This is a genomic window from Pseudomonas sp. UBA3149 (assembly GCF_002364655.1).
Lineage (GTDB): Bacteria > Pseudomonadota > Gammaproteobacteria > Pseudomonadales > Pseudomonadaceae > Chryseomonas > Chryseomonas luteola.
Window position 1 is genome coordinate 76,694 of sequence record NZ_DEYV01000020.1, and the last position, 19,526, is coordinate 96,219.

The 19,526-nt window shown below is 52.8% G+C and carries 31 protein-coding genes; 1 reads left to right on the forward strand and 30 read right to left on the reverse strand.

The window, feature by feature from the left end; all coding sequences use genetic code 11:
* The first annotated feature begins 229 nt into the window (after positions 1 to 229).
* Positions 230 to 3,064 carry an excinuclease ABC subunit UvrA gene (gene uvrA, locus B3729_RS12905; protein WP_019366100.1) on the forward strand — a complete coding sequence of 945 codons (2,835 nt, stop codon included), beginning with the start codon at positions 230 to 232 and terminating at the stop codon, positions 3,062 to 3,064.
* A 39-nt stretch (positions 3,065 to 3,103) separates the two neighbouring features.
* Here uvrA and B3729_RS12910 read toward each other — a convergent pair whose 3' ends face one another.
* From B3729_RS12910 to rpsJ, 30 genes are all read right to left on the reverse strand, one after another.
* Positions 3,104 to 3,952: an MBL fold metallo-hydrolase gene (locus tag B3729_RS12910; protein WP_286788095.1), complete on the reverse strand. Its 849-nt coding sequence runs from the start codon at positions 3,950 to 3,952 to the stop codon at positions 3,104 to 3,106.
* A gap of 128 nt (positions 3,953 to 4,080) precedes the next feature.
* Complete coding sequence (locus B3729_RS12915; RefSeq protein WP_286788096.1) at positions 4,081 to 5,538, reverse strand: catalase; 1,458 nt, start codon at positions 5,536 to 5,538, stop codon at positions 4,081 to 4,083.
* Positions 5,539 to 5,705: 167 nt separating this feature from the next.
* Positions 5,706 to 6,098 (reverse strand): 50S ribosomal protein L17, encoded by a 393-nt coding sequence (gene rplQ, locus B3729_RS12920; RefSeq protein ID WP_074829509.1) that lies wholly within the window; start codon positions 6,096 to 6,098, stop codon positions 5,706 to 5,708.
* 43 nt (positions 6,099 to 6,141) lie between these two features.
* Complete coding sequence (locus tag B3729_RS12925; RefSeq protein WP_010796771.1) at positions 6,142 to 7,143, reverse strand: DNA-directed RNA polymerase subunit alpha; 1,002 nt, start codon at positions 7,141 to 7,143, stop codon at positions 6,142 to 6,144.
* 22 nt (positions 7,144 to 7,165) lie between these two features.
* Positions 7,166 to 7,786: a 30S ribosomal protein S4 gene (rpsD, locus tag B3729_RS12930; RefSeq protein ID WP_286788097.1), complete on the reverse strand. Its 621-nt coding sequence runs from the start codon at positions 7,784 to 7,786 to the stop codon at positions 7,166 to 7,168.
* 16 nt (positions 7,787 to 7,802) lie between these two features.
* Positions 7,803 to 8,192 (reverse strand): 30S ribosomal protein S11, encoded by a 390-nt coding sequence (rpsK, locus tag B3729_RS12935; protein ID WP_003093689.1) that lies wholly within the window; start codon positions 8,190 to 8,192, stop codon positions 7,803 to 7,805.
* 30 nt (positions 8,193 to 8,222) lie between these two features.
* Positions 8,223 to 8,579, reverse strand: coding sequence for a 30S ribosomal protein S13 (rpsM, locus tag B3729_RS12940; RefSeq protein WP_010796769.1), 357 nt, complete (start codon positions 8,577 to 8,579; stop codon positions 8,223 to 8,225).
* A gap of 132 nt (positions 8,580 to 8,711) precedes the next feature.
* Positions 8,712 to 8,828: a 50S ribosomal protein L36 gene (gene rpmJ / locus B3729_RS12945; RefSeq protein ID WP_003281814.1), complete on the reverse strand. Its 117-nt coding sequence runs from the start codon at positions 8,826 to 8,828 to the stop codon at positions 8,712 to 8,714.
* Positions 8,829 to 8,857: 29 nt separating this feature from the next.
* The gene (secY, locus tag B3729_RS12950) at positions 8,858 to 10,186 is read right to left on the reverse strand and encodes a preprotein translocase subunit SecY (RefSeq protein ID WP_010796768.1); all 1,329 of its coding nucleotides are present in this window, start codon (positions 10,184 to 10,186) and stop codon (positions 8,858 to 8,860) included.
* The gene (rplO, locus tag B3729_RS12955; protein ID WP_010796767.1) at positions 10,187 to 10,621 is read right to left on the reverse strand and encodes a 50S ribosomal protein L15; all 435 of its coding nucleotides are present in this window, start codon (positions 10,619 to 10,621) and stop codon (positions 10,187 to 10,189) included. It abuts the gene before it with no gap.
* A 3-nt stretch (positions 10,622 to 10,624) separates the two neighbouring features.
* Positions 10,625 to 10,807 (reverse strand): 50S ribosomal protein L30, encoded by a 183-nt coding sequence (rpmD, locus tag B3729_RS12960; RefSeq protein ID WP_010796766.1) that lies wholly within the window; start codon positions 10,805 to 10,807, stop codon positions 10,625 to 10,627.
* A 2-nt stretch (positions 10,808 to 10,809) separates the two neighbouring features.
* The gene (rpsE, locus tag B3729_RS12965; protein WP_010796765.1) at positions 10,810 to 11,310 is read right to left on the reverse strand and encodes a 30S ribosomal protein S5; all 501 of its coding nucleotides are present in this window, start codon (positions 11,308 to 11,310) and stop codon (positions 10,810 to 10,812) included.
* Between the two features lie 3 nt (positions 11,311 to 11,313).
* Complete coding sequence (gene rplR, locus B3729_RS12970; RefSeq protein WP_010796764.1) at positions 11,314 to 11,664, reverse strand: 50S ribosomal protein L18; 351 nt, start codon at positions 11,662 to 11,664, stop codon at positions 11,314 to 11,316.
* 10 nt (positions 11,665 to 11,674) lie between these two features.
* The gene (gene rplF / locus B3729_RS12975) at positions 11,675 to 12,208 is read right to left on the reverse strand and encodes a 50S ribosomal protein L6 (protein ID WP_010796763.1); all 534 of its coding nucleotides are present in this window, start codon (positions 12,206 to 12,208) and stop codon (positions 11,675 to 11,677) included.
* Between the two features lie 11 nt (positions 12,209 to 12,219).
* Positions 12,220 to 12,612, reverse strand: coding sequence for a 30S ribosomal protein S8 (gene rpsH, locus B3729_RS12980; protein ID WP_286788098.1), 393 nt, complete (start codon positions 12,610 to 12,612; stop codon positions 12,220 to 12,222).
* Between the two features lie 161 nt (positions 12,613 to 12,773).
* A complete protein-coding gene (gene rpsN / locus B3729_RS12985; protein WP_010796761.1) occupies positions 12,774 to 13,079 on the reverse strand; it encodes a 30S ribosomal protein S14 in 306 nt (101 codons plus the stop codon).
* A gap of 12 nt (positions 13,080 to 13,091) precedes the next feature.
* Positions 13,092 to 13,631, reverse strand: coding sequence for a 50S ribosomal protein L5 (gene rplE / locus B3729_RS12990; protein ID WP_010796760.1), 540 nt, complete (start codon positions 13,629 to 13,631; stop codon positions 13,092 to 13,094).
* Between the two features lie 19 nt (positions 13,632 to 13,650).
* Entirely contained in the window at positions 13,651 to 13,965 is a 315-nt protein-coding gene (gene rplX / locus B3729_RS12995; protein ID WP_010796759.1) for a 50S ribosomal protein L24, read from the reverse strand.
* 12 nt (positions 13,966 to 13,977) lie between these two features.
* A complete protein-coding gene (gene rplN, locus B3729_RS13000) occupies positions 13,978 to 14,346 on the reverse strand; it encodes a 50S ribosomal protein L14 (RefSeq protein WP_007161241.1) in 369 nt (122 codons plus the stop codon).
* Positions 14,347 to 14,358: 12 nt separating this feature from the next.
* Positions 14,359 to 14,625 (reverse strand): 30S ribosomal protein S17, encoded by a 267-nt coding sequence (gene rpsQ / locus B3729_RS13005; protein WP_010796758.1) that lies wholly within the window; start codon positions 14,623 to 14,625, stop codon positions 14,359 to 14,361.
* A gap of 2 nt (positions 14,626 to 14,627) precedes the next feature.
* Positions 14,628 to 14,819, reverse strand: coding sequence for a 50S ribosomal protein L29 (gene rpmC / locus B3729_RS13010; RefSeq protein ID WP_010796757.1), 192 nt, complete (start codon positions 14,817 to 14,819; stop codon positions 14,628 to 14,630).
* Positions 14,819 to 15,232, reverse strand: a complete 414-nt coding sequence (gene rplP / locus B3729_RS13015; RefSeq protein WP_010796756.1) for a 50S ribosomal protein L16 — start codon at positions 15,230 to 15,232, stop codon at positions 14,819 to 14,821. Before rplP ends, rpmC begins: the two co-directional genes overlap by 1 nt.
* A 12-nt stretch (positions 15,233 to 15,244) precedes the next feature.
* Positions 15,245 to 15,931: a 30S ribosomal protein S3 gene (gene rpsC, locus B3729_RS13020; protein ID WP_010796755.1), complete on the reverse strand. Its 687-nt coding sequence runs from the start codon at positions 15,929 to 15,931 to the stop codon at positions 15,245 to 15,247.
* Between the two features lie 13 nt (positions 15,932 to 15,944).
* Positions 15,945 to 16,277: a 50S ribosomal protein L22 gene (rplV, locus tag B3729_RS13025; RefSeq protein WP_168085195.1), complete on the reverse strand. Its 333-nt coding sequence runs from the start codon at positions 16,275 to 16,277 to the stop codon at positions 15,945 to 15,947.
* Positions 16,278 to 16,290: 13 nt separating this feature from the next.
* Positions 16,291 to 16,566, reverse strand: a complete 276-nt coding sequence (gene rpsS, locus B3729_RS13030) for a 30S ribosomal protein S19 (RefSeq protein WP_010796754.1) — start codon at positions 16,564 to 16,566, stop codon at positions 16,291 to 16,293.
* A gap of 18 nt (positions 16,567 to 16,584) precedes the next feature.
* Positions 16,585 to 17,406: a 50S ribosomal protein L2 gene (gene rplB / locus B3729_RS13035; RefSeq protein WP_010796753.1), complete on the reverse strand. Its 822-nt coding sequence runs from the start codon at positions 17,404 to 17,406 to the stop codon at positions 16,585 to 16,587.
* Between the two features lie 13 nt (positions 17,407 to 17,419).
* Positions 17,420 to 17,719 carry a 50S ribosomal protein L23 gene (rplW, locus tag B3729_RS13040; RefSeq protein WP_010796752.1) on the reverse strand — a complete coding sequence of 100 codons (300 nt, stop codon included), beginning with the start codon at positions 17,717 to 17,719 and terminating at the stop codon, positions 17,420 to 17,422.
* Entirely contained in the window at positions 17,716 to 18,318 is a 603-nt protein-coding gene (gene rplD / locus B3729_RS13045) for a 50S ribosomal protein L4 (protein ID WP_010796751.1), read from the reverse strand. Before rplD ends, rplW begins: the two co-directional genes overlap by 4 nt.
* A 14-nt stretch (positions 18,319 to 18,332) precedes the next feature.
* Positions 18,333 to 18,968 carry a 50S ribosomal protein L3 gene (rplC, locus tag B3729_RS13050; RefSeq protein ID WP_286788099.1) on the reverse strand — a complete coding sequence of 212 codons (636 nt, stop codon included), beginning with the start codon at positions 18,966 to 18,968 and terminating at the stop codon, positions 18,333 to 18,335.
* 83 nt (positions 18,969 to 19,051) lie between these two features.
* Positions 19,052 to 19,363, reverse strand: coding sequence for a 30S ribosomal protein S10 (gene rpsJ / locus B3729_RS13055; RefSeq protein ID WP_003243886.1), 312 nt, complete (start codon positions 19,361 to 19,363; stop codon positions 19,052 to 19,054).
* Positions 19,364 to 19,526 lie beyond the last annotated feature (163 nt).

The window sequence follows — 19,526 nt, forward strand, 5'->3', positions numbered from 1 at the left end:
ACATATAGGAAAGCGGGACGAAGCCCAAGCATGCCGACTTATACCCCAGACATGCTGTCCCTTGGCTGTACCGTTGCCAATTTGGCAACGCGGCAATTACTGCTGAAGAGCACTCACAATTTTACCAGTCTTGACCTGTCCGGCACAGGCGCGACGTTTCGACGCGCACCCGGCCGACGTCGTACAATTGCGGGTTCTCAGATGCCCGCCAAGCGAGGCCATAACATACGTGGATAAGATCCTTATCCGTGGGGCGCGAACCCACAATCTAAAAAATTTCGACCTTACCCTACCCCGCGATCAGCTCATCGTCATTACAGGCTTGTCCGGCTCGGGCAAATCGTCTCTGGCATTCGATACGCTTTATGCCGAAGGGCAGCGCCGCTACGTCGAATCATTATCGGCTTACGCTCGCCAATTCCTGTCAATGATGGAAAAGCCTGAGGTCGATAGCATAGAAGGTTTATCACCTGCGATTTCCATTGAGCAGAAGTCTACCTCGCACAACCCTCGCTCAACGGTAGGGACTATCACCGAGATCTACGATTACCTGCGCCTGCTTTACGCGCGTGTAGGCACGCCACGGTGTCCCGATCACGACGTGCCTCTGGAAGCACAGACCGTCAGTCAGATGGTCGATCAGGTCGTCAGCATGCCGGAAGGTCGCCGCCTTATGTTGCTGGCTCCTGTCATCCGTGAGCGCAAGGGTGAGCATCAGGCTATCTTCGAAGAGATGCGTGCGCAGGGCTTTGTTCGTGCCCGGGTAGATGGTCGCCTGTACGAATTAGACGACCTGCCCAAGCTAGACAAGCAAAAAAAGCACACCATCGAAATCGTGGTCGATCGCTTTAAAGTACGCGGCGACATCCAGCAGCGCTTGGCAGAATCGTTTGAGACAGCGCTTAAACTGGCCGATGATATTGCTGTAATCGCTCCCTTGGAGGGCGAGGACGGTGAAGAAGTGCTCTTTTCAGCTCGCTTCTCCTGCCCGATTTGCGGATTCTCCATCGGCGAGCTTGAGCCCAAGCTATTCTCGTTCAACAACCCGGCCGGTGCCTGCCCTACCTGTGACGGCCTAGGCGTTAGGCAGTTCTTCGATGCACGCCGGGTTGTAAATAGCGAGCTTTCCCTGGCAGAAGGGGCCGTACGCGGGTGGGATCGCCGCAACGTCTATTACTTCCAAATGCTGGGTTCACTCGCAGCCCATTACGGCTTCAGCCTTGAAGAACCCTTTAAGAACCTCAGCGCCAACCATCAGAAAGCGGTGCTCAACGGCTCTGGTCGTGAGGGCGTGGAGTTTCGCTATCTCAACGATCGCGGAGACATTGTCAAGCGCTCTCACCCATTCGAAGGCATTCTGCCGAATCTGGAGCGACGCTATCGTGAAACCGAATCACAAAGCGTACGGGACGAGCTGGCCAAATACCTGAGCACACAGCCGTGTTCGGAGTGTAATGGTACACGTCTGCGCCGTGAGTCACGTCACGTATGGGTCGGGGACAAAACGCTACCTGCCGTGACGCGCTTACCGGTAGGAGATGCAACCAGCTACTTTGCGGACCTGACCCTGGCCGGACATAAAGGCCAGATCGCAGACAAGATTCTCAAGGAAATCCGCGAGCGCTTGCAGTTCCTGGTCAATGTAGGACTGGACTACCTCACCCTGGACCGCAGCGCCGACACACTTTCCGGGGGCGAGGCTCAGCGTATTCGCCTCGCCAGCCAGATTGGCGCAGGCCTTGTCGGGGTCATGTACATTCTTGATGAGCCTTCTATTGGCCTGCATCAACGGGACAACGAACGCCTGTTAGGAACACTTACGCACCTGCGTAACCTGGGCAATACTGTCATCGTCGTAGAGCACGATGAGGATGCAATCCGCCTTGCCGATTATGTTGTAGATATTGGCCCAGGGGCAGGCGTACACGGCGGCCAGATCATTGCCCAAGGTACACCGGCAGAAGTCATGGCACACCCAGAGTCCGTAACGGGGATGTATCTTTCAGGACGAAAGAAAATCGTCGTGCCTGCCGAGCGCACCAAGCGTGACAAGAAGAAAGAACTGGTCATTAAAGGTGCCCGCGGCAATAACCTACAGAACGTTGAGCTGCGTATTCCAGTAGGCTTGTTCACATGCATTACAGGTGTTTCAGGCTCAGGCAAGTCAACCCTCATCAATAATACCCTGTTCCCTATTACAGCTACCGCACTCAACGGCGCCACTACGCTGGAAGTAGCACCCTATGATTCGTTCGATGGCCTGCAGCATATCGACAAAGTTGTCGATATCGACCAAAGCCCTATTGGACGCACCCCTCGATCAAACCCGGCGACTTATACGGGCATTTTCACACCCATACGTGAGCTGTTCGCGGGTGTGCCAGAGGCGCGCTCCAGAGGATACGGGCCGGGCCGCTTCTCCTTTAACGTGAAAGGTGGCCGCTGTGAGGCGTGTCAGGGTGACGGCGTTATCAAGGTAGAGATGCACTTCTTGCCCGACATTTATGTGTCATGCGATGTCTGTAAAGGCAAGCGCTATAACCGTGAAACACTTGAGGTCAAATACAAGGGTAAGACCATCACAGAGGTGTTAGACATGACCATCGAAGAAGCGCGTGAGTTCTTTGATGCAGTGCCTGCCCTGGCGCGTAAGCTTCAAACCCTGATGGATGTCGGCCTGTCCTATATCCGCCTGGGCCAAAGCGCAACCACGCTCTCTGGTGGAGAAGCCCAGCGCGTCAAACTGGCTCGAGAGCTATCCAAGCGTGATACAGGCAAGACACTCTATATCCTTGACGAGCCCACAACCGGTCTTCACTTTGCGGATATCCAGCAATTGCTTGACGTACTTCACCGCCTACGTGACCACGGCAATACCGTCGTAGTGATCGAGCATAACCTGGATGTTATCAAGACGGCAGACTGGCTGGTGGACCTAGGACCTGAAGGCGGCTCGAAGGGCGGTCAGATCATCGCGACAGGTACACCAGAAGACGTAGCCGAGAATCCAGCCTCGCATACCGGACGGTTTCTGCAACCATTGCTGGAGCGTGACCGAGCGTGATGCCCCCTACTAACCTTTATAGGTTAGTAGGCGTTGCATCTACACTTGGAGCTCTGTCGGCCTACTTTGCTGGCAGCGCTCCAACTCCTTTGCATCATGACTGCAAAAAAGCTCCACCTCACTCTTATGTGTCAACGAAAGCTCACGCAGCCGCTGCTGATTACGCAGACGTAGCTCTCGGTTAACTTCCATCATCGTTTGATAAAAACGCAAACCTGGCGTACAGGAACGCTTCGGCTGCCCGACTTCTTCACGATAAAAGTAAGCATCGCCAGCGTGAAGCAACCAACCTGTCGGTGTCTGAATGGCAATCCCCGCATGCCCCCAAGTATGGCCTGCCAATGGAATCATGAGAATTTCTGGAGGCAGACCTTTCAAATCCCGAACTGCAGAAAAGCCATACCATGCCTCGCCTTGAGGCTCATATAGTTCCCAGCGCCTTACCTGGTCCCATTGATGAAAACGGTAGCGTCGCTTGCCTATATAGCCATGAGGCAAACGGGCCATACTTATCTCACGTTCTAGCACATGAACCGTGGCGTCTGGAAAATCCTCCAGACCACCCGCATGGTCGAAGTCCAGATGGGTAAGCACAATATGGCGTACATCGCTGGCCTGGAATCCAAGCTGCCGAATTTGCTCGATAGCGGTATAACGCATCTCAAACTGTATATTGTTGAACCCAATAAAAAATCCGCTAAGACGCTTGTGCGGTGCATGAACATCACGGGCACCAAACCCTGTATCAACCAATACAAGGCCATCGTTGTCTGTCTCAATCAACAGACAATGACAAACAAGATGTCCTGTCAGGCCTTTGCTGAATCCATCAAAAAGCGCACCGCCCCACGGACACATACAACCGCAGTTAAGATGATGTATACGCATGAGATCAATCCCAGTGTGGTTCTTTTATTGCGACACACCGCGGGCGTCAGGTGTTTCCTCTATCTGTACATTTATTTGCAGACAATAAAAAAGCCCCTCGTAGGAGGGGCCTTCTGAACTGACGATACTTATTCCACTTCGCTTAAGGACACACCCAAACCACTGGCGATCCCCTCACCATAAGCGCGATCCGCCTTAAGGAAATGAGCAATCTGGCGGCATTGAACGTCACGCGTAACAGAACGCATAGCACCAGTGATGTTATCGATCAACAATGCCTTTTGCGCATCGGACATCAGGCGGAACAACGCTCCTGCTTGAGAATAATAATCCTCGTCCAGGCGATGATCATAACGATCCGCTGCACCACTCAATGTCATTGCAGGCTCACGGTACTGAGGGGCCTGCTTGGGTGCATTGCTAAAGCTGTTTGGCTCATAGTTGGGCGCTGCCCCACCATTACCATCAAAACGCATGGCACCATCACGTTGGTAGTTCTGGTAAGGCGAACGCGGAACATTTACAGGCAGCTGCTGATAGTTGGTTCCGACACGATAACGCTGAGCATCAGCATAAGCGAACACGCGCCCCTGCAACATTCGATCAGGCGACAGACCAACCCCTGGCACTACGTTACTAGGAGCAAAAGCTGCCTGTTCAACCTCTGCAAAATAATTAAGTGGATTACGGTTAAGCTCCAGGTCACCCACCTCAATCAACGGAAACTCTTTTTGCGACCATACCTTGGTGACATCGAACGGATTCTCTGTACGGCTAAACGCTTCAGCTTCGTCCATCACCTGAATGCAAACGCGCCATTTCGGAAAGTCACCCCGCTCGATTGCATCGAACAGATCACGCTGAGCATAATCTGGATCAGTACCGGCCAACCTCGTAGCTTCCGCCGGAGATAGGTTCTTGATGCCCTGCTTGCTCTTAAAATGCCACTTCACGAAGCGCCGCTCACCCGCTTCATTGATAACGCTAAACGTGTGGCTCCCAAAGCCATGCATGAAGCGATAGCCGTCAGGAATACCACGATCAGAGAACAGAATGGTTACCTGGTGCAGTGACTCCGGAGAATGCGACCAGAAGTCCCACATCATTTGCGGGCTCTTTAGGTTAGTCTGCGGGTTGCGCTTCTGGGTATGAATGAAATCGGGAAACTTCAGTGGATCACGCAGGAAGAAAACAGGCGTGTTGTTACCAACGATATCCCAGTTGCCCTCTTCTGTGTAAAACTTCAAGGCAAAACCACGAGGATCACGTTCGGTATCTGCCGAGCCACGCTCACCGCCAACAGTAGAAAAGCGCAAGAATACCGGCGTCTGCTTACCTACGCTTTCAAAAAGCCGAGCAGAGGATAGATGGGTAATATTTTGAGTAACGGTAAAAGTACCGTAAGCCCCAGAACCTTTTGCATGTACACGACGCTCAGGAATCACTTCACGGTTGAAGTGAGCCAGCTTTTCAACAAGATGAAAATCATCTAACAGCAACGGGCCACGTTCACCGGCAGAGCGAGAGTTTTGATTGTCGGCAACTGGAATGCCGCTAGCAGTAGTGAGCGTATTGTTCTGGCTCATGAAAAACTTCTCCCTTGGAATTGCGCTTCAGCGCGTCTTGCAGAGAAGTATGTTAAAAGCGGGACGGTAGATCTAATTTATTAGATCTAGCCTTGTGATAGAGAACCCAACTACTTTAAGCATAAAAAAGCCGGACACTAGGCCCGGCTTTTGATAACACTCACTGTTTATTCAGCAGAGTCAGCCTCAACTGTGCCGCCAATAGGACGGTCAACCAGCTCAACATAGGCCATAGGAGCGTTATCACCAGCACGGAAGCCGCACTTGAGAATACGCAGGTAACCACCTGGACGATTTGCATAACGCTTGCCCAGATCGTTAAACAGCTTGCCGACAGCAGCTTTCGAACGAGTACGGTCGAAAGCCAGACGACGGTTGGCAACGCTATCTTCTTTGGCCAGAGTGATCAGCGGCTCGGCAACGCGACGCAGTTCCTTGGCTTTCGGAAGAGTAGTTTTGATCAGTTCATGCTCGAACAGCGACACAGCCATGTTCTGGAACATAGCCTTGCGGTGTGCGCTCGTGCGGTTCAGGTGACGACCACTTTTACGATGACGCATGGTTAAATTCCTTACCAAACTAACGTTCGGTGACTAATAACGATCAGGCTGTAGCCTTATCGTCCTTCTTAAGACTTGCCGGGGGCCAGTTGTCCAGGCGCATGCCAAGCGACAAACCACGTGAAGCTAGGACATCCTTAATCTCGGTAAGCGACTTCTTACCTAGGTTAGGCGTCTTGAGCAGCTCTACTTCGGTACGCTGAATCAGATCACCGATATAGTAGATATTCTCAGCTTTCAAGCAGTTAGCCGAACGGACGGTCAGTTCAAGGTCATCAACCGGACGCAGCAGAATCGGATCAATTTCGTCTTCCTGCTCAACGACAACAGGCTCACTGTCACCTTTGAGATCAACGAAAGCAGCCAATTGCTGTTGCAAGATGGTTGCAGCACGACGGATAGCTTCCTCAGGATCTAGAGTACCATTGGTCTCAAGATCAAGAACCAGCTTATCCAGGTTAGTACGCTGCTCAACACGAGCGTTTTCGACCACATAGGCCACACGGCGAACCGGGCTAAAAGAGGAATCGAGCTGCAGGCGACCAATGGCACGCGTCTCGTCTTCTTCACTCTGGCGAGCATCAGCCGGCTCATAGCCACGGCCACGAGCAATCTTAAGCCGCATGTTCAGCGAACCGTTATCAGCCAGATGAGCAATGACATGATCGCCGTTGACGATTTCAACGTCATGCTCAAGCTGAATATCGGAAGCCAGAACGGGACCTTGACCTTTCTTGGAAAGGGTCAGAGTCACCTCGTCACGACCATGAAGCTTGATAGCCAGACCTTTAAGGTTAAGCAGGATTTCAATAACGTCTTCCTGCACGCCTTCGATTGCGCTGTACTCGTGTAGTACGCCATCAATTTCGGCTTCGACCACCGCGCAGCCAGGCATGGAGGACAACAAGATGCGACGAAGCGCGTTGCCCAAGGTATGACCAAAACCGCGCTCGAGAGGCTCGAGCGTGATTTTGGCGCGGGTTGGACTGACCGCCTGCACATCAATGTGCCGGGGGGTCAGGAACTCATTTACCGAACTCTGCATGGATGCACCTATTTTCTAGCCCTTACTTGGAGTAGAGCTCGACAATCAGGTTTTCGTTGATGTCGGCGGAAAGGTCGCCACGAGCCGGAACGTTCTTGAACGTACCAGACTTCTTCTCGGAGTCGACTTCTACCCACTCAACACGACCGCGCTGGGCGCAAAGCTCGAGAGCTTGGGCGATACGCAGTTGATTCTTTGCCTTCTCGCGTACTGCTACCACATCACCAGGCTTAACTTGGTAGGACGGGATGTTTACAGTCTGACCATTAACAGTAATGGACTTGTGAGAAACCAGCTGGCGAGACTCTGCACGAGTAGCGCCGAAACCCATACGGTAAACAACGTTATCCAAACGAGTTTCTAGCAGCTGCAGCAGGTTTTCGCCTGTTGCACCTTTGCGACGAGCAGCTTCTTTGTAATAACCAGCAAACTGACGCTCCAGGACGCCGTAGATACGACGAACTTTTTGCTTCTCACGTAACTGCAGACCATAGTCGGATAGACGACCACGACGCTGACCGTGAGCTCCAGGAGCAGTTTCAATATTGCACTTGGATTCAATCGCGCGCACACCGCTCTTCAGGAAGAGATCGGTGCCTTCACGGCGGGACAGTTTGCACTTGGGACCAATGTAACGAGCCATTTCTTACTGTCTCCTATTACACGCGACGCTTCTTCGGCGGACGGCATCCATTATGCGGGATGGGCGTCACGTCGGTAATGCTGGCGATCTTGTAACCACAGGCGTTCAATGCACGCACTGCAGACTCACGGCCCGGGCCTGGGCCTTTGACGTTTACGTCAAGGTTCTTGAGACCGTACTCAAGAGCTGCCTGTCCGGCACGCTCAGCTGCAACCTGGGCAGCGAACGGAGTGCTCTTACGGGAGCCACGGAAACCGGAACCACCAGAAGTAGCCCAGGACAACGCATTACCTTGACGATCAGTAATGGTTACGATGGTGTTATTGAAAGACGCATGGATGTGGGCGATGCCATCAACCACTGTCTTTTTGACTTTCTTACGAGGACGAGCAGCAGGTTTTGCCATGACTAAATTCCTGTCGATTCGCGGATGCGATTACTTGCGGATCGGCTTACGCGGGCCCTTACGGGTACGCGCGTTGGTCTTGGTACGCTGACCACGAACCGGCAGACCGCGACGATGGCGAAGGCCACGGTAGCAACCTAGGTCCATCAAGCGCTTAATGTTCATGTTGAGTTCGCGACGCAGGTCACCTTCAGTGACGAGCTTAGCGACTTCATTACGCAGCTGATCGATCTGCTCGTCGCTCAGATCCTTGATTTTGGCGGACGGGCTGATGCCTGTGGCCGCACAGATATTCTGAGCAGTAGTGCGACCAATACCATAGATATAGGTCAGCGAGATAACAGTATGCTTGTTATCCGGAATGTTAACGCCTGCAATACGGGCCATTCTAGAAAAACTCCATGTGACAGCAACCCACGCCCTGGAAGCCAAGAAAAGGGCGCGAGATATTAACGCTGTAATAAAAAATGATCAACCCGACAGCACACTAGCTGTCGGGTTATACGCGTGTATTCACACTCAGCCTTGGCGCTGCTTGTGACGCGGCTCCGCGCTGCAGATCACCCGAACGACGCCGTCGCGACGGATGATTTTGCAGTTACGGCACAGCTTCTTGACCGATGCACGAACTTTCATCACCAACTCCTTAACCTTACGGGTACTGATCAGCGGAGCATTCCGCCGCCGTAGCCCTTCAGGTTGGCTTTCTTCATCAGAGACTCATACTGGTGGGATACAAGATGCGATTGGACCTGGGACATAAAGTCCATGACCACCACAACTACGATCAGCAGCGAAGTCCCGCCGAGGTAAAACGGCACGTTGGCTGCAACCACCAGAAACTGGGGCAACAAGCAGACCGCCGTCATATACAGGGCGCCGAACATGGTCAAACGCGTCAACACACCATCTATATAGCGTGCAGACTGCTCACCAGGACGGATTCCTGGAATAAACGCACCAGACTTCTTTAGGTTCTCGGCAACGTCTTTGGGGTTAAACATCAAGGCTGTATAGAAGAAGCAGAAGAATATGATCCCTGCACTAAACAGCAAGATATTAAGCGGCTGTCCTGGAGCAATGGCCTGAGCCACATCCTGAAGCCAACCGAGCCCCTGAGACTGACCGAACCACGAGCCTAGCGAGGCCGGGAATAGCAAAATGCTACTTGCAAAGATAGCAGGTATGACACCTGCCATATTTACTTTCAGTGGCAAATGACTATTTTGCGCTGCAAACACCTTGCGGCCTTGCTGGCGCTTAGCATAATGAACAGCGATACGACGCTGGCCGCGCTCGATGAAGACCACGAACGCAATGATAGCAACAGCAACAAGGCCCACCGCTATCAGAGCGAAGATATTAATATCGCCTTGACGAGCAGACTCGAAGGATTGACCAATCGCTCGCGGTAAGCCAGCAACGATACCCGAGAAGATCAGCATGGAAATTCCATTACCAACACCTCGCTCGGTTATCTGCTCACCCAGCCACATCATAAAAAGTGCGCCTGCAACAAACGTGGTTACAGCAACAAAATAGAAGCTGAACCCTGCTGAAAAGGCTACACCTTGACTCGCCAGTCCTACAGACATACCCGTAGCCTGAACCAGCGCAAGCACGAGCGTACCGTAACGAGTGTACTGACTGATCTTGCGGCGACCAGACTCGCCTTCTTTTTTCAACTGCTCTAGCTGTGGGCTGATAGCAGTGAGAAGCTGCATGATGATCGACGCCGAGATATACGGCATGATCCCAAGTGCAAATATACTCATCCGCTCCAGCGCACCGCCAGAGAACATGTTGAACAGGCTAAGAATGGTCCCCTCGTTCTGCCGAAACAGTGCAGCCAATTGATCAGGATTTATACCTGGAACTGGAATATGCGCACCAATTCGATAAACGATGATTGCCAGAAACAGGAAGCGCAAGCGCGCCCACAGTTCCGACAAACCGCCATTGTTGAGCGCAGAGAGAGAACCTTGCTTAGCCATTTATTCCTCGATCTTACCGCCAGCTGCTTCGATAGCCGCGCGAGCGCCCTTAGTGGCAGGAATGCCCTTCAAGGTAATAGCGTGACCGATTTCGCCAGAGAGAACGACCTTAACGCGCACAACGCTACGATTGATAACATTGGCATCTTTCAGCGCTTGCAAAGTGATCACGCCGCCTTCTACCTTTGCCAGCTCTGAAGTACGAACCTCAGCGCGATCAAGGGCTTTCAGCGATACGAAACCAAACTTCGGCAGACGACGGTGAAGGGGCTGTTGACCACCCTCGAAACCAGGAGCAACCTTACCGCCGGAACGGGAAGTAGCACCCTTGTGGCCACGGCCGCCAGTCTTACCAAGACCGCTACCGATACCACGACCTGGACGCAGCTTTTCACGACGTGCACCAGGAGCGGAACGTAGATCGTTAAGTTTCATAACTTAACCCTCCACACGCAGTAAATAGTAAGCCTTATTAATCATGCCGCGGTTTTCTGGAGTATCCAGAACTTCAACGGTATGACCGATGCGACGCAGGCCGAGACCCTTGACGCAGGCTTTGTGATTAGCCAAACGGCCATTCACGCTTTTGATCAGCGTAACTTTAACAGTTGAAGTAGCCATGATCAGAGAATCTCCTCGACGCTCTTGCCACGCTTGGCCGCGACCGACTCAGGCGACTGCATGTGCTTCAAACCCTCAAACGTTGCATAGACAACGTTTACTGGATTAGTAGAGCCATAGCACTTAGCCAGAACGTTCTGAACGCCAGCCACCTCTAGAACGGCACGCATGGCACCGCCGGCAATGATACCCGTACCTTCAGAAGCAGGCTGCATGAAAACTTTGGATGCGCCATGAGCAGACTTCACTGGGTATTGAAGTGTGTTGCCGTTCAGATCAACCTGAATCATGTTACGGCGCGCAGCTTCCATAGCCTTTTGAATAGCTGCAGGAACTTCGCGCGCCTTACCACGGCCAAAACCAACACGACCCTTACCATCACCCACCACGGTTAGTGCAGTGAAGGCGAAGATACGGCCACCTTTAACGGTTTTAGCAACACGGTTAACTTGAACGAGCTTCTCGATGTAACCTTCGTCGCGCTTTTGATCGTTGTTTGCCATGACTTAGAACTCCAGCCCGCCTTCACGAGCGGCATCGGCCAGCGCCTTAACGCGACCATGATACTTGAAGCCAGAACGATCAAACGCTACTTGAGTAACGCCAGCCGCTTTGGCACGCTCTGCTACCAGCTTGCCGACCTTTTGCGCCGCTTCGATGTTGCTGGTTGCGCCTTCGCGCAGGTCTTTGTCCAGCGTAGACGCACTGGCCAGAACCTTGCTGCCGTCGGCCGCGATGACCTGGGCATAGATGTGCTGAGAGGAACGGTAGACGCACAGGCGTACAGTTTCCAGCTCGCGCATTCTCAGGCGTGCCTTGCGAGCGCGACGCAGTCGAGTTTCTTTCTTTACGCTCATTTGCTATGCCCTACTTTTTCTTGGCTTCTTTACGGCGAACGACTTCATCGGAATAACGTACACCTTTGCCCTTATAGGGCTCTGGCGGACGGAAATCACGAATCTCTGCTGCCACCTGTCCAACGAGCTGCTTATCAATACCCTTAATCAGGATATCAGTCTGGCTCGGGGTCTCAGCAGTAATGCCTTGCGGCAATTCATAGTCGACCGGATGAGAGAAACCCAGGGAAAGCGAAAGAACCTGGCCCTTGGCCTGAGCTTTATAACCAACACCAACCAGCTGAAGCTTGCGCTCAAAGCCTTGGCTCACGCCAATGACCATATTGTTGACCAGCGCACGGGTAGTACCAGCCATGGCACGAGTCTGCTGATCACCATTACGAGCGGCGAAACGAAGCTCACCGGACTCTTGAGAGACTTCAACAGAAGGATGAACCTTAAGCTCAAGAGAGCCTTTGGAACCCTTAATAGAAAGCTGTTGACCAGCCAGGTTAATTTCAACACCGGCAGGAAGCTTAACGGGGTTTTTAGCAACGCGAGACATGCTTCTTCCCCTTAGAAAACAGTGCAGAGCACTTCGCCGCCAACACCAGCAGCACGGGCTGCACGATCAGTCATCACACCCTTGTTGGTGGACACGATCGATACACCCAAACCGCCGCGCACTTTCGGCAACTGGTCAACAGATTTGTACTGGCGAAGGCCAGGACGGCTAGAACGCTTAAGCTCTTCGATTACAGGCTTACCTTCGAAGTACTTCAGCTCGATGGACAGCAGCGGCTTAACTTCCGCGCTGACCTGAAAACCCGCGATGTAACCTTCGTCCTTAAGGACTTTAGCTACCGCCACCTTCAGCTTAGAGGAAGGCATGCTTACGACGGACTTTTCAGCCATCTGGGCATTACGGATACGAGTTAGCATATCTGCTAACGGGTCCTGCATACTCATGGGCTTGTAGCTCCTAAATGCATAAATGAGCCTATAGCTCTGAAACTGCCCAGCCGAAAACATGCCGACTCGGGCGAGCCGGATATTCTAGTAGGCATACAAAAACGAATCAAGCCCCAAAAGGGGCTTGATTCGCATACTTACTGCAAATTGCTATGAAATTACCAGCTGGCTTTAACCAGACCAGGAACATCACCACGCATTGCAGCTTCGCGCAACATAATACGCGACAGACCGAACTTACGGTATACACCGTGCGGACGACCAGTCAAACGGCAGCGATTACGCAGACGACTGGCGCTAGCGTCGCGAGGCTGCTTTTGAAGTGCAACCTGTGCAGCCCAACGATCTTCCGGAGAAGTGTTGGGATTGGCAATAGCTGCCTTTAACTCAGCGCGCTTAGCTGCAAACTTAGCAACCGTTTGCTGACGCTTCAGCTCACGGTTCTTCATGCTTTGCTTAGCCATACGTAGCTCCTATCAGTTACGGAACGGGAAGTTAAATGCACGAAGCAGTGCACGACCTTCCTCATCCGTACGAGCAGTTGTAGTCAGAGTAATATCCATACCGCGGAGCGCATCGATTTTATCGTAATCGATTTCCGGGAAGATGATTTGCTCTTTAACACCCATGCTGTAGTTACCGCGACCATCAAAGGATTTGGCATTCAGACCACGGAAGTCACGAACGCGCGGCAAAGAGATAGCCAGCAGACGATCCAGGAACTCGTACATGCGATCGCTACGCAGAGTTACCTTGACGCCAATCGGCCAACCATCACGGATCTTAAAACCAGCGATCGACTTACGCGCATAAGTTACAACCGGCTTCTGACCAGCAATTTTCTCAAGGTCAGCCAGCGCATTGTCGATAATCTTCTTATCGCCTACCGCCTCACCAACACCCATATTCAGAGTGATTTTAGTGATACGCGGAACTTCCATCACGTTAGCCAGCTGAAGCTGTTCTTTCAGCTTGGGCGCGATGTCCTTCCGATAAACTTCTTTCAATCGTGCCATGGTGATCTACCTAGCAACCTTAAGCCTGAACCGCTTTCTGGTTCGACTTAAAGATACGAATTTTTTTACCGTCCTCTACCTTGAAACCTACGCGGTCAGCCTTGTTAGTTTCAGGGTTGAAGATAGCAACGTTGGAGACATGTAGAGGAGCTTCCTTCTCAACAATGCCACCTTGCGCGCCCAGCATGGGGTTAGGCTTGGTGTGACGCTTGACAAGGTTAACACCACCAACAACCAAACGGTCATCAGCCAGAACCTTGAGCACCTTACCGCGCTTGCCCTTGTCCTTGCCTGCGATGACGATTACTTCATCGTCACGACGAATCTTTTGCATGACGGCTACTCCTTACAGCACTTCGGGGGCAAGGGAGACGATCTTCATGAACTTCTCAGAGCGAAGTTCACGCGTCACCGGCCCAAAGATACGGGTACCGATAGGCTCCTGCTTGTTGTTCAACAGAACAGCCGCGTTACCGTCGAAGCGAATGATGGAGCCGTCAGTACGACGCACACCGTGCTTAGTACGTACCACAACAGCCGTCATCACCTGGCCCTTCTTCACCTTTCCACGAGGAATGGCTTCTTTTACGGTGACCTTGATGATGTCGCCAATACCTGCGTAGCGGCGATGCGAACCACCCAGCACCTTGATGCACATAACACGACGAGCGCCGCTGTTATCGGCCACATCGAGCATGGATTGAGTCTGAATCATGGCTCTTCACCCTTACACTTGTACGGCGCGCTCAACGACATCAACCAGCGTCCACGCCTTGGTCTTTGCCAGAGGGCGGGTTTCACGAATGGTGACCAGGTCACCAGCGCGGCACTGATTGTTTTCGTCGTGGGCGTGCAGCTTAGTGGAACGCTTGACGTATTTACCGTAGATCGGGTGCTTAACGCGACGCTCGATCAATACAGTGATGGTTTTGTCCATTTTATCACTGACCACTCGGCCGGTCAGTGTACGGACGGTCTTTTCAGCTTCAGCCATGATCACTTACCTGCTTGCTGGTTCAGCACAGTCTTGACACGAGCAATGTCGCGCTTCACTTGCGAGAGCATGTGAGACTGCCCCAATTGGCCAGTTGCCTTCTGCATACGCAGATTAAACTGGTCACGCAGCAGGCTGAGGAGCTGCTCGTTCAGCTCCTCGACGGATTTCTCACGTAATTCTTGCGCTTTCATTACATCACCGTCCGCTTAACAAAGGAGGTTTCAACGGGAAGCTTGGCAGCCGCGAGCGCAAAAGCTTCACGAGCCAGAACCTCAGAAACACCCTCGATCTCGTAGAGGACCTTGCCCGGCTGGATCTGGGCTACCCAGTACTCAACACTACCCTTACCTTTACCCATACGCACTTCAAGGGGCTTCTTGGTAACAGGCTTGTCCGGGAACACACGGATCCAGATTTTACCGCCACGCTTAACGTGACGAGTCAAGGCACGACGAGCTGCTTCGATCTGGCGAGCAGTAAGACGGCCACGGCCAACAGCTTTCAGCGCATATTCGCCAAAGCTTACTTTACTACCGCGATGAGCCAAGCCACGGTTGTGACCAGTCATCTGCTTGCGGAATTTTGTACGCTTAGGTTGCAGCATGATGCGTACTCCTTACTTAGCAGCTTTTTTACGCGGAGCAGGAGCTACAGGCTTAAGCTCTTCCTGGCGGCCACCAATGACCTCGCCCTTGAAGATCCAAACCTTCACACCGATCACACCATAAGTGGTGTGCGCTTCCGCAGTTGCGTAGTCAATATCGGCACGCAGTGTGTGCAGCGGCACACGACCTTCGCGATACCACTCGGTACGAGCAATTTCTGCCCCGCCAAGACGACCACTCACCTGAATCTTGATGCCTTTGGCACCTAGACGCATCGCACTCTGCACCGCGCGCTTCATCGCACGACGGAACATAACGCGACGCTCGAGCTGCTGAGCCACGCTTTGCGCAACCAGCGCACCGTCGAGTTCCGGCTTACGGATCTCTTCGATGTTGATGTGCACAGGCACACCCATTTGCTTGGTCAGGTCCTGACGCAGCTTTTCTACATCCTCACCTTTCTTGCCGATAACGATACCGGGACGAGCAGTGTGGATGGTAATGCGTGCAGTTTGCGCCGGACGATGAATATCGATACGGCTTACGGACGCGCTTTTTAGTTTGTCTTGGAGGTACTCACGAACCTTCAGGTCGGAGAGCAGATAATCAGCGTAAGTGCGCTTATCTGCATACCAAACGGAAGTATGCTCCTTGACGATGCCCAGGCGAATGCCATTGGGATGTACTTTCTGACCCATCTGATCGACTCCGTTACTTGTCCGCAACCTTGACCGTGATATGGCAAGACCGCTTCACGATGCGATCAGCACGACCTTTGGCGCGCGGCATGATGCGCTTCAGCGAACGCCCTTCGTTGACGAAAACCGTGGAGACTTTTAGGTCATCCACGTCTGCGCCTTCGTTGTGCTCGGCATTGGCAACAGCCGACTCCAACACTTTTTTCATGACCTCGGCAGCTTTCTTACTGCTGAAAGCCAGGAGGTTGAGCGCCTCGCCCACCTTCTTCCCGCGAATCTGGTCGGCGACCAAGCGGGCTTTCTGGGCGGAGATTCGAGCGCCCGACAGCTTAGCGGCTACTTCCATCTTTCCTTACCCCTTAACGCTTGGCTTTCTTGTCAGCCGCATGACCGCGATAAGTGCGGGTAGCAGCGAACTCGCCGAGTTTATGACCAACCATGTCTTCGTTGACTAGCACCGGGACATGCTGGCGGCCGTTGTGTACAGCGATGGTCAGACCGACCATCTGCGGAAGAATCATCGAACGACGCGACCAAGTCTTAATTGGCTTACGATCGTTCTTCTCTACCGCAACTTCGATCTTCTTCAGTAGGTGAAGATCGATAAAAGGACCTTTCTTAAGAGAACGTGGCACAGTCGTATCCTCAATTCGTTACTTGCGGCGACGGACGATCATCTTGTCAGTGCGCTTGTTCGCACGGGTCTTCGCGCCCTTGGTCGGGAAGCCCCATGGAGACACCGGATGACGGCCACCGGAGGTACGACCCTCACCACCACCATGCGGGTGATCAACAGGGTTCATCGCCACACCGCGGACGGTTGGACGAATACCACGCCAGCGCTTAGCACCTGCTTTACCCAGGGAACGCAGACTGTGCTCGGTATTGGATACTTCACCCAACGTTGCGCGACATTCACTTAGAACCTTGCGCATCTCGCCGGAGCGTAGACGCAGCGTTACATAAGCGCCTTCACGGGCAACTAGCTGGGCGGAAGCACCAGCTGAGCGGGCGATCTGTGCGCCTTTGCCTGGCTTGAGCTCAATACCGTGAACAGTACTACCTACCGGGATATTGCGCAGAGGCAAGCTGTTACCTGCTTTGATTGGAGCACCAGCACCAGAGATCAGCTGATCACCTGCTGTCACACCTTTCGGAGCGATGATGTAACGACGTTCGCCATCAGCGTACTTCAGCAGCGCGATGTGAGCAGTACGGTTTGGATCGTACTCAACGCGCTCAACAACAGCCGGGATACCATCCTTATCGCGACGGAAATCAACCAGACGATAGTGCTGCTTATGACCGCCACCCTTGTGACGAGTGGTGATACGACCGTTGTTATTACGGCCACCGGACTTACCCTGCTTCTCCAGAAGAGGAGCATACGGGGCGCCCTTGTGCAGATCAGCATTGACAACCTTGACCACGAAACGGCGGCCAGCGGAGGTCGGCTTGCATTTTACGATTGCCATGATGCCCCCTTACTTACTCAGCATTGCTGGAGAAATCGAGGTCTTGGCCCGGCTGGAGAGCAATATATGCCTTCTTCCAATCGTTACGCTTGCCCAGACCACGTGCGGTACGCTTAGTCTTACCCTTTACATTCAGGGTGCTAACGCTGCGCACTTTAACGTCGAACAACTGCTCGACCGCCTTCTTGATTTCCAGCTTGGTTGCATCAGTAGCAACCTTAAAAATAAACTGCTTTTGGTTTTCCGCTAGCACAGTTGCCTTCTCGGAGATGTGCGGACCAAGCAGTACCTTGAATACACGTTCCTGGTTCATCCCAGCAGCTCCTCGAATTTCTTCACGGCAGACACTGTGACCAAAACCTTGTCGTAAGCGATCAGGCTAACAGGGTCGGAACCCTGTACATCACGAACGTCAACGAAAGGCAGGTTGCGGGCAGCCAAGTAAAGGTTCTGATCGACGTTATCAGTCACAATCAGGACATCTTTCAGGCCAAGGCCGTCAAGCTTGTTTACCAACCCTTTAGTCTTAGGGGCATCGATAGAAAACTCGTCCACTACGACCAGACGATCCAGACGTACCAGCTCCGCCAGAATAGAGCGCAGCGCAGCGCGATACATCTTCTTGTTGAGCTTCTGCTCATGGTTCTGCGGCTTAGCAGCAAAAGTGGTACCACCGCCACGCCAGATAGGGCTACGAATAGTACCTGCACGGGCACGACCGCTACCCTTTTGACGCCAGGGCTTTTTGCCGCCGCCAGATACTTCGGAGCGAGTCTTTTGGGCGCGAGTACCCTGACGACCGCCAGCCATGTAGGCGACTACTGCCTGATGGACCAGCGTCTCGTTGAATTCGCCACCAAAGGCGCGCTCAGAGACTTCAATAGCCTGCGAGCCATTTACATTTAGTTGCATGTTCCGTTCCCCTCTTAACCGCGAGCCTTGGCTGCAGGACGAACAACCACATCACCGCCAGGCGCGCCAGGAATGGCACCCTTGACCAGAAGCAGGTTGCGCTCAGCATCAACACGGACAATTTCAAGGGACTGCACAGTTACACGCTCAGCACCCAGGTGACCGGACATCTTCTTGCCCTTGAACACTCGACCAGGAGTCTGGCACTGGCCGATAGAGCCAGGTGCGCGGTGAGAAACGGAGTTACCGTGAGTATTATCTTGGCCACGGAAGCTCCAACGCTTAATGGTACCGGCATAGCCTTTACCTTTGGACTGACCAGTCACATCGACCAGCTGTCCAGCTTGGAAAATATCAACCGTGATCTGATCACCAGCGTTGTACTCGCCTTCTTCAAGACGAAACTCCAGAACGCTACGACCAGCAGCAACGCTCGCTTTGGCAAAGTGACCTGCCTGAGCCTTGCTAACACGAGAAGCACGACGCTCACCCACTGTCACTTGAACAGCACGATAGCCATCAGTCTCTTCTACTTTCATCTGCGTTACACGGTTCGGCTCAATCTCGATGACTGTAACCGGAACGGAAACACCTTCCTCGGTGAAAACGCGGGTCATACCGCACTTACGACCGACTACACCAATAGTCATTGTATAAACCTCTTGAGTGTACGGGGCTTTCACCCGCTATGGCCGCCCATTTCAGAGCGTTACACGACTAAAACCCCAAGGTTTTAGCCGAGGCTGATTTGTACTTCTACACCAGCAGCAAGGTCGAGCTTCATCAGCGCATCAACGGTTTTATCCGTTGGCTGGACGATATCCAGCACACGCTTGTGAGTACGAATCTCGTACTGGTCACGTGCATCCTTGTTGACGTGCGGAGAAATCAGCACTGTGTAACGTTCCTTGCGGGTAGGCAGAGGAATCGGACCACGCACCTGAGCACCAGTACGTTTCGCGGTTTCCACGATTTCCTGGGTGGACTGATCAATCAGGCGATGATCAAAAGCCTTCAACCGAATACGGATTTGTTGGTTTTGCATTTGACCTCAGACTCCAAGCTTTCCCCTCAGGCAGAATATGCCCGATAAAAGGAGGCGCAATTCTATAGAGACGCCAGAGGGGTGTCAATAATAGACAAAGCAGAAAAGGCCCCGAAGGGCCTTCTCTGGACGAACGTCGATATTATTCGACGATCTTGGCAAC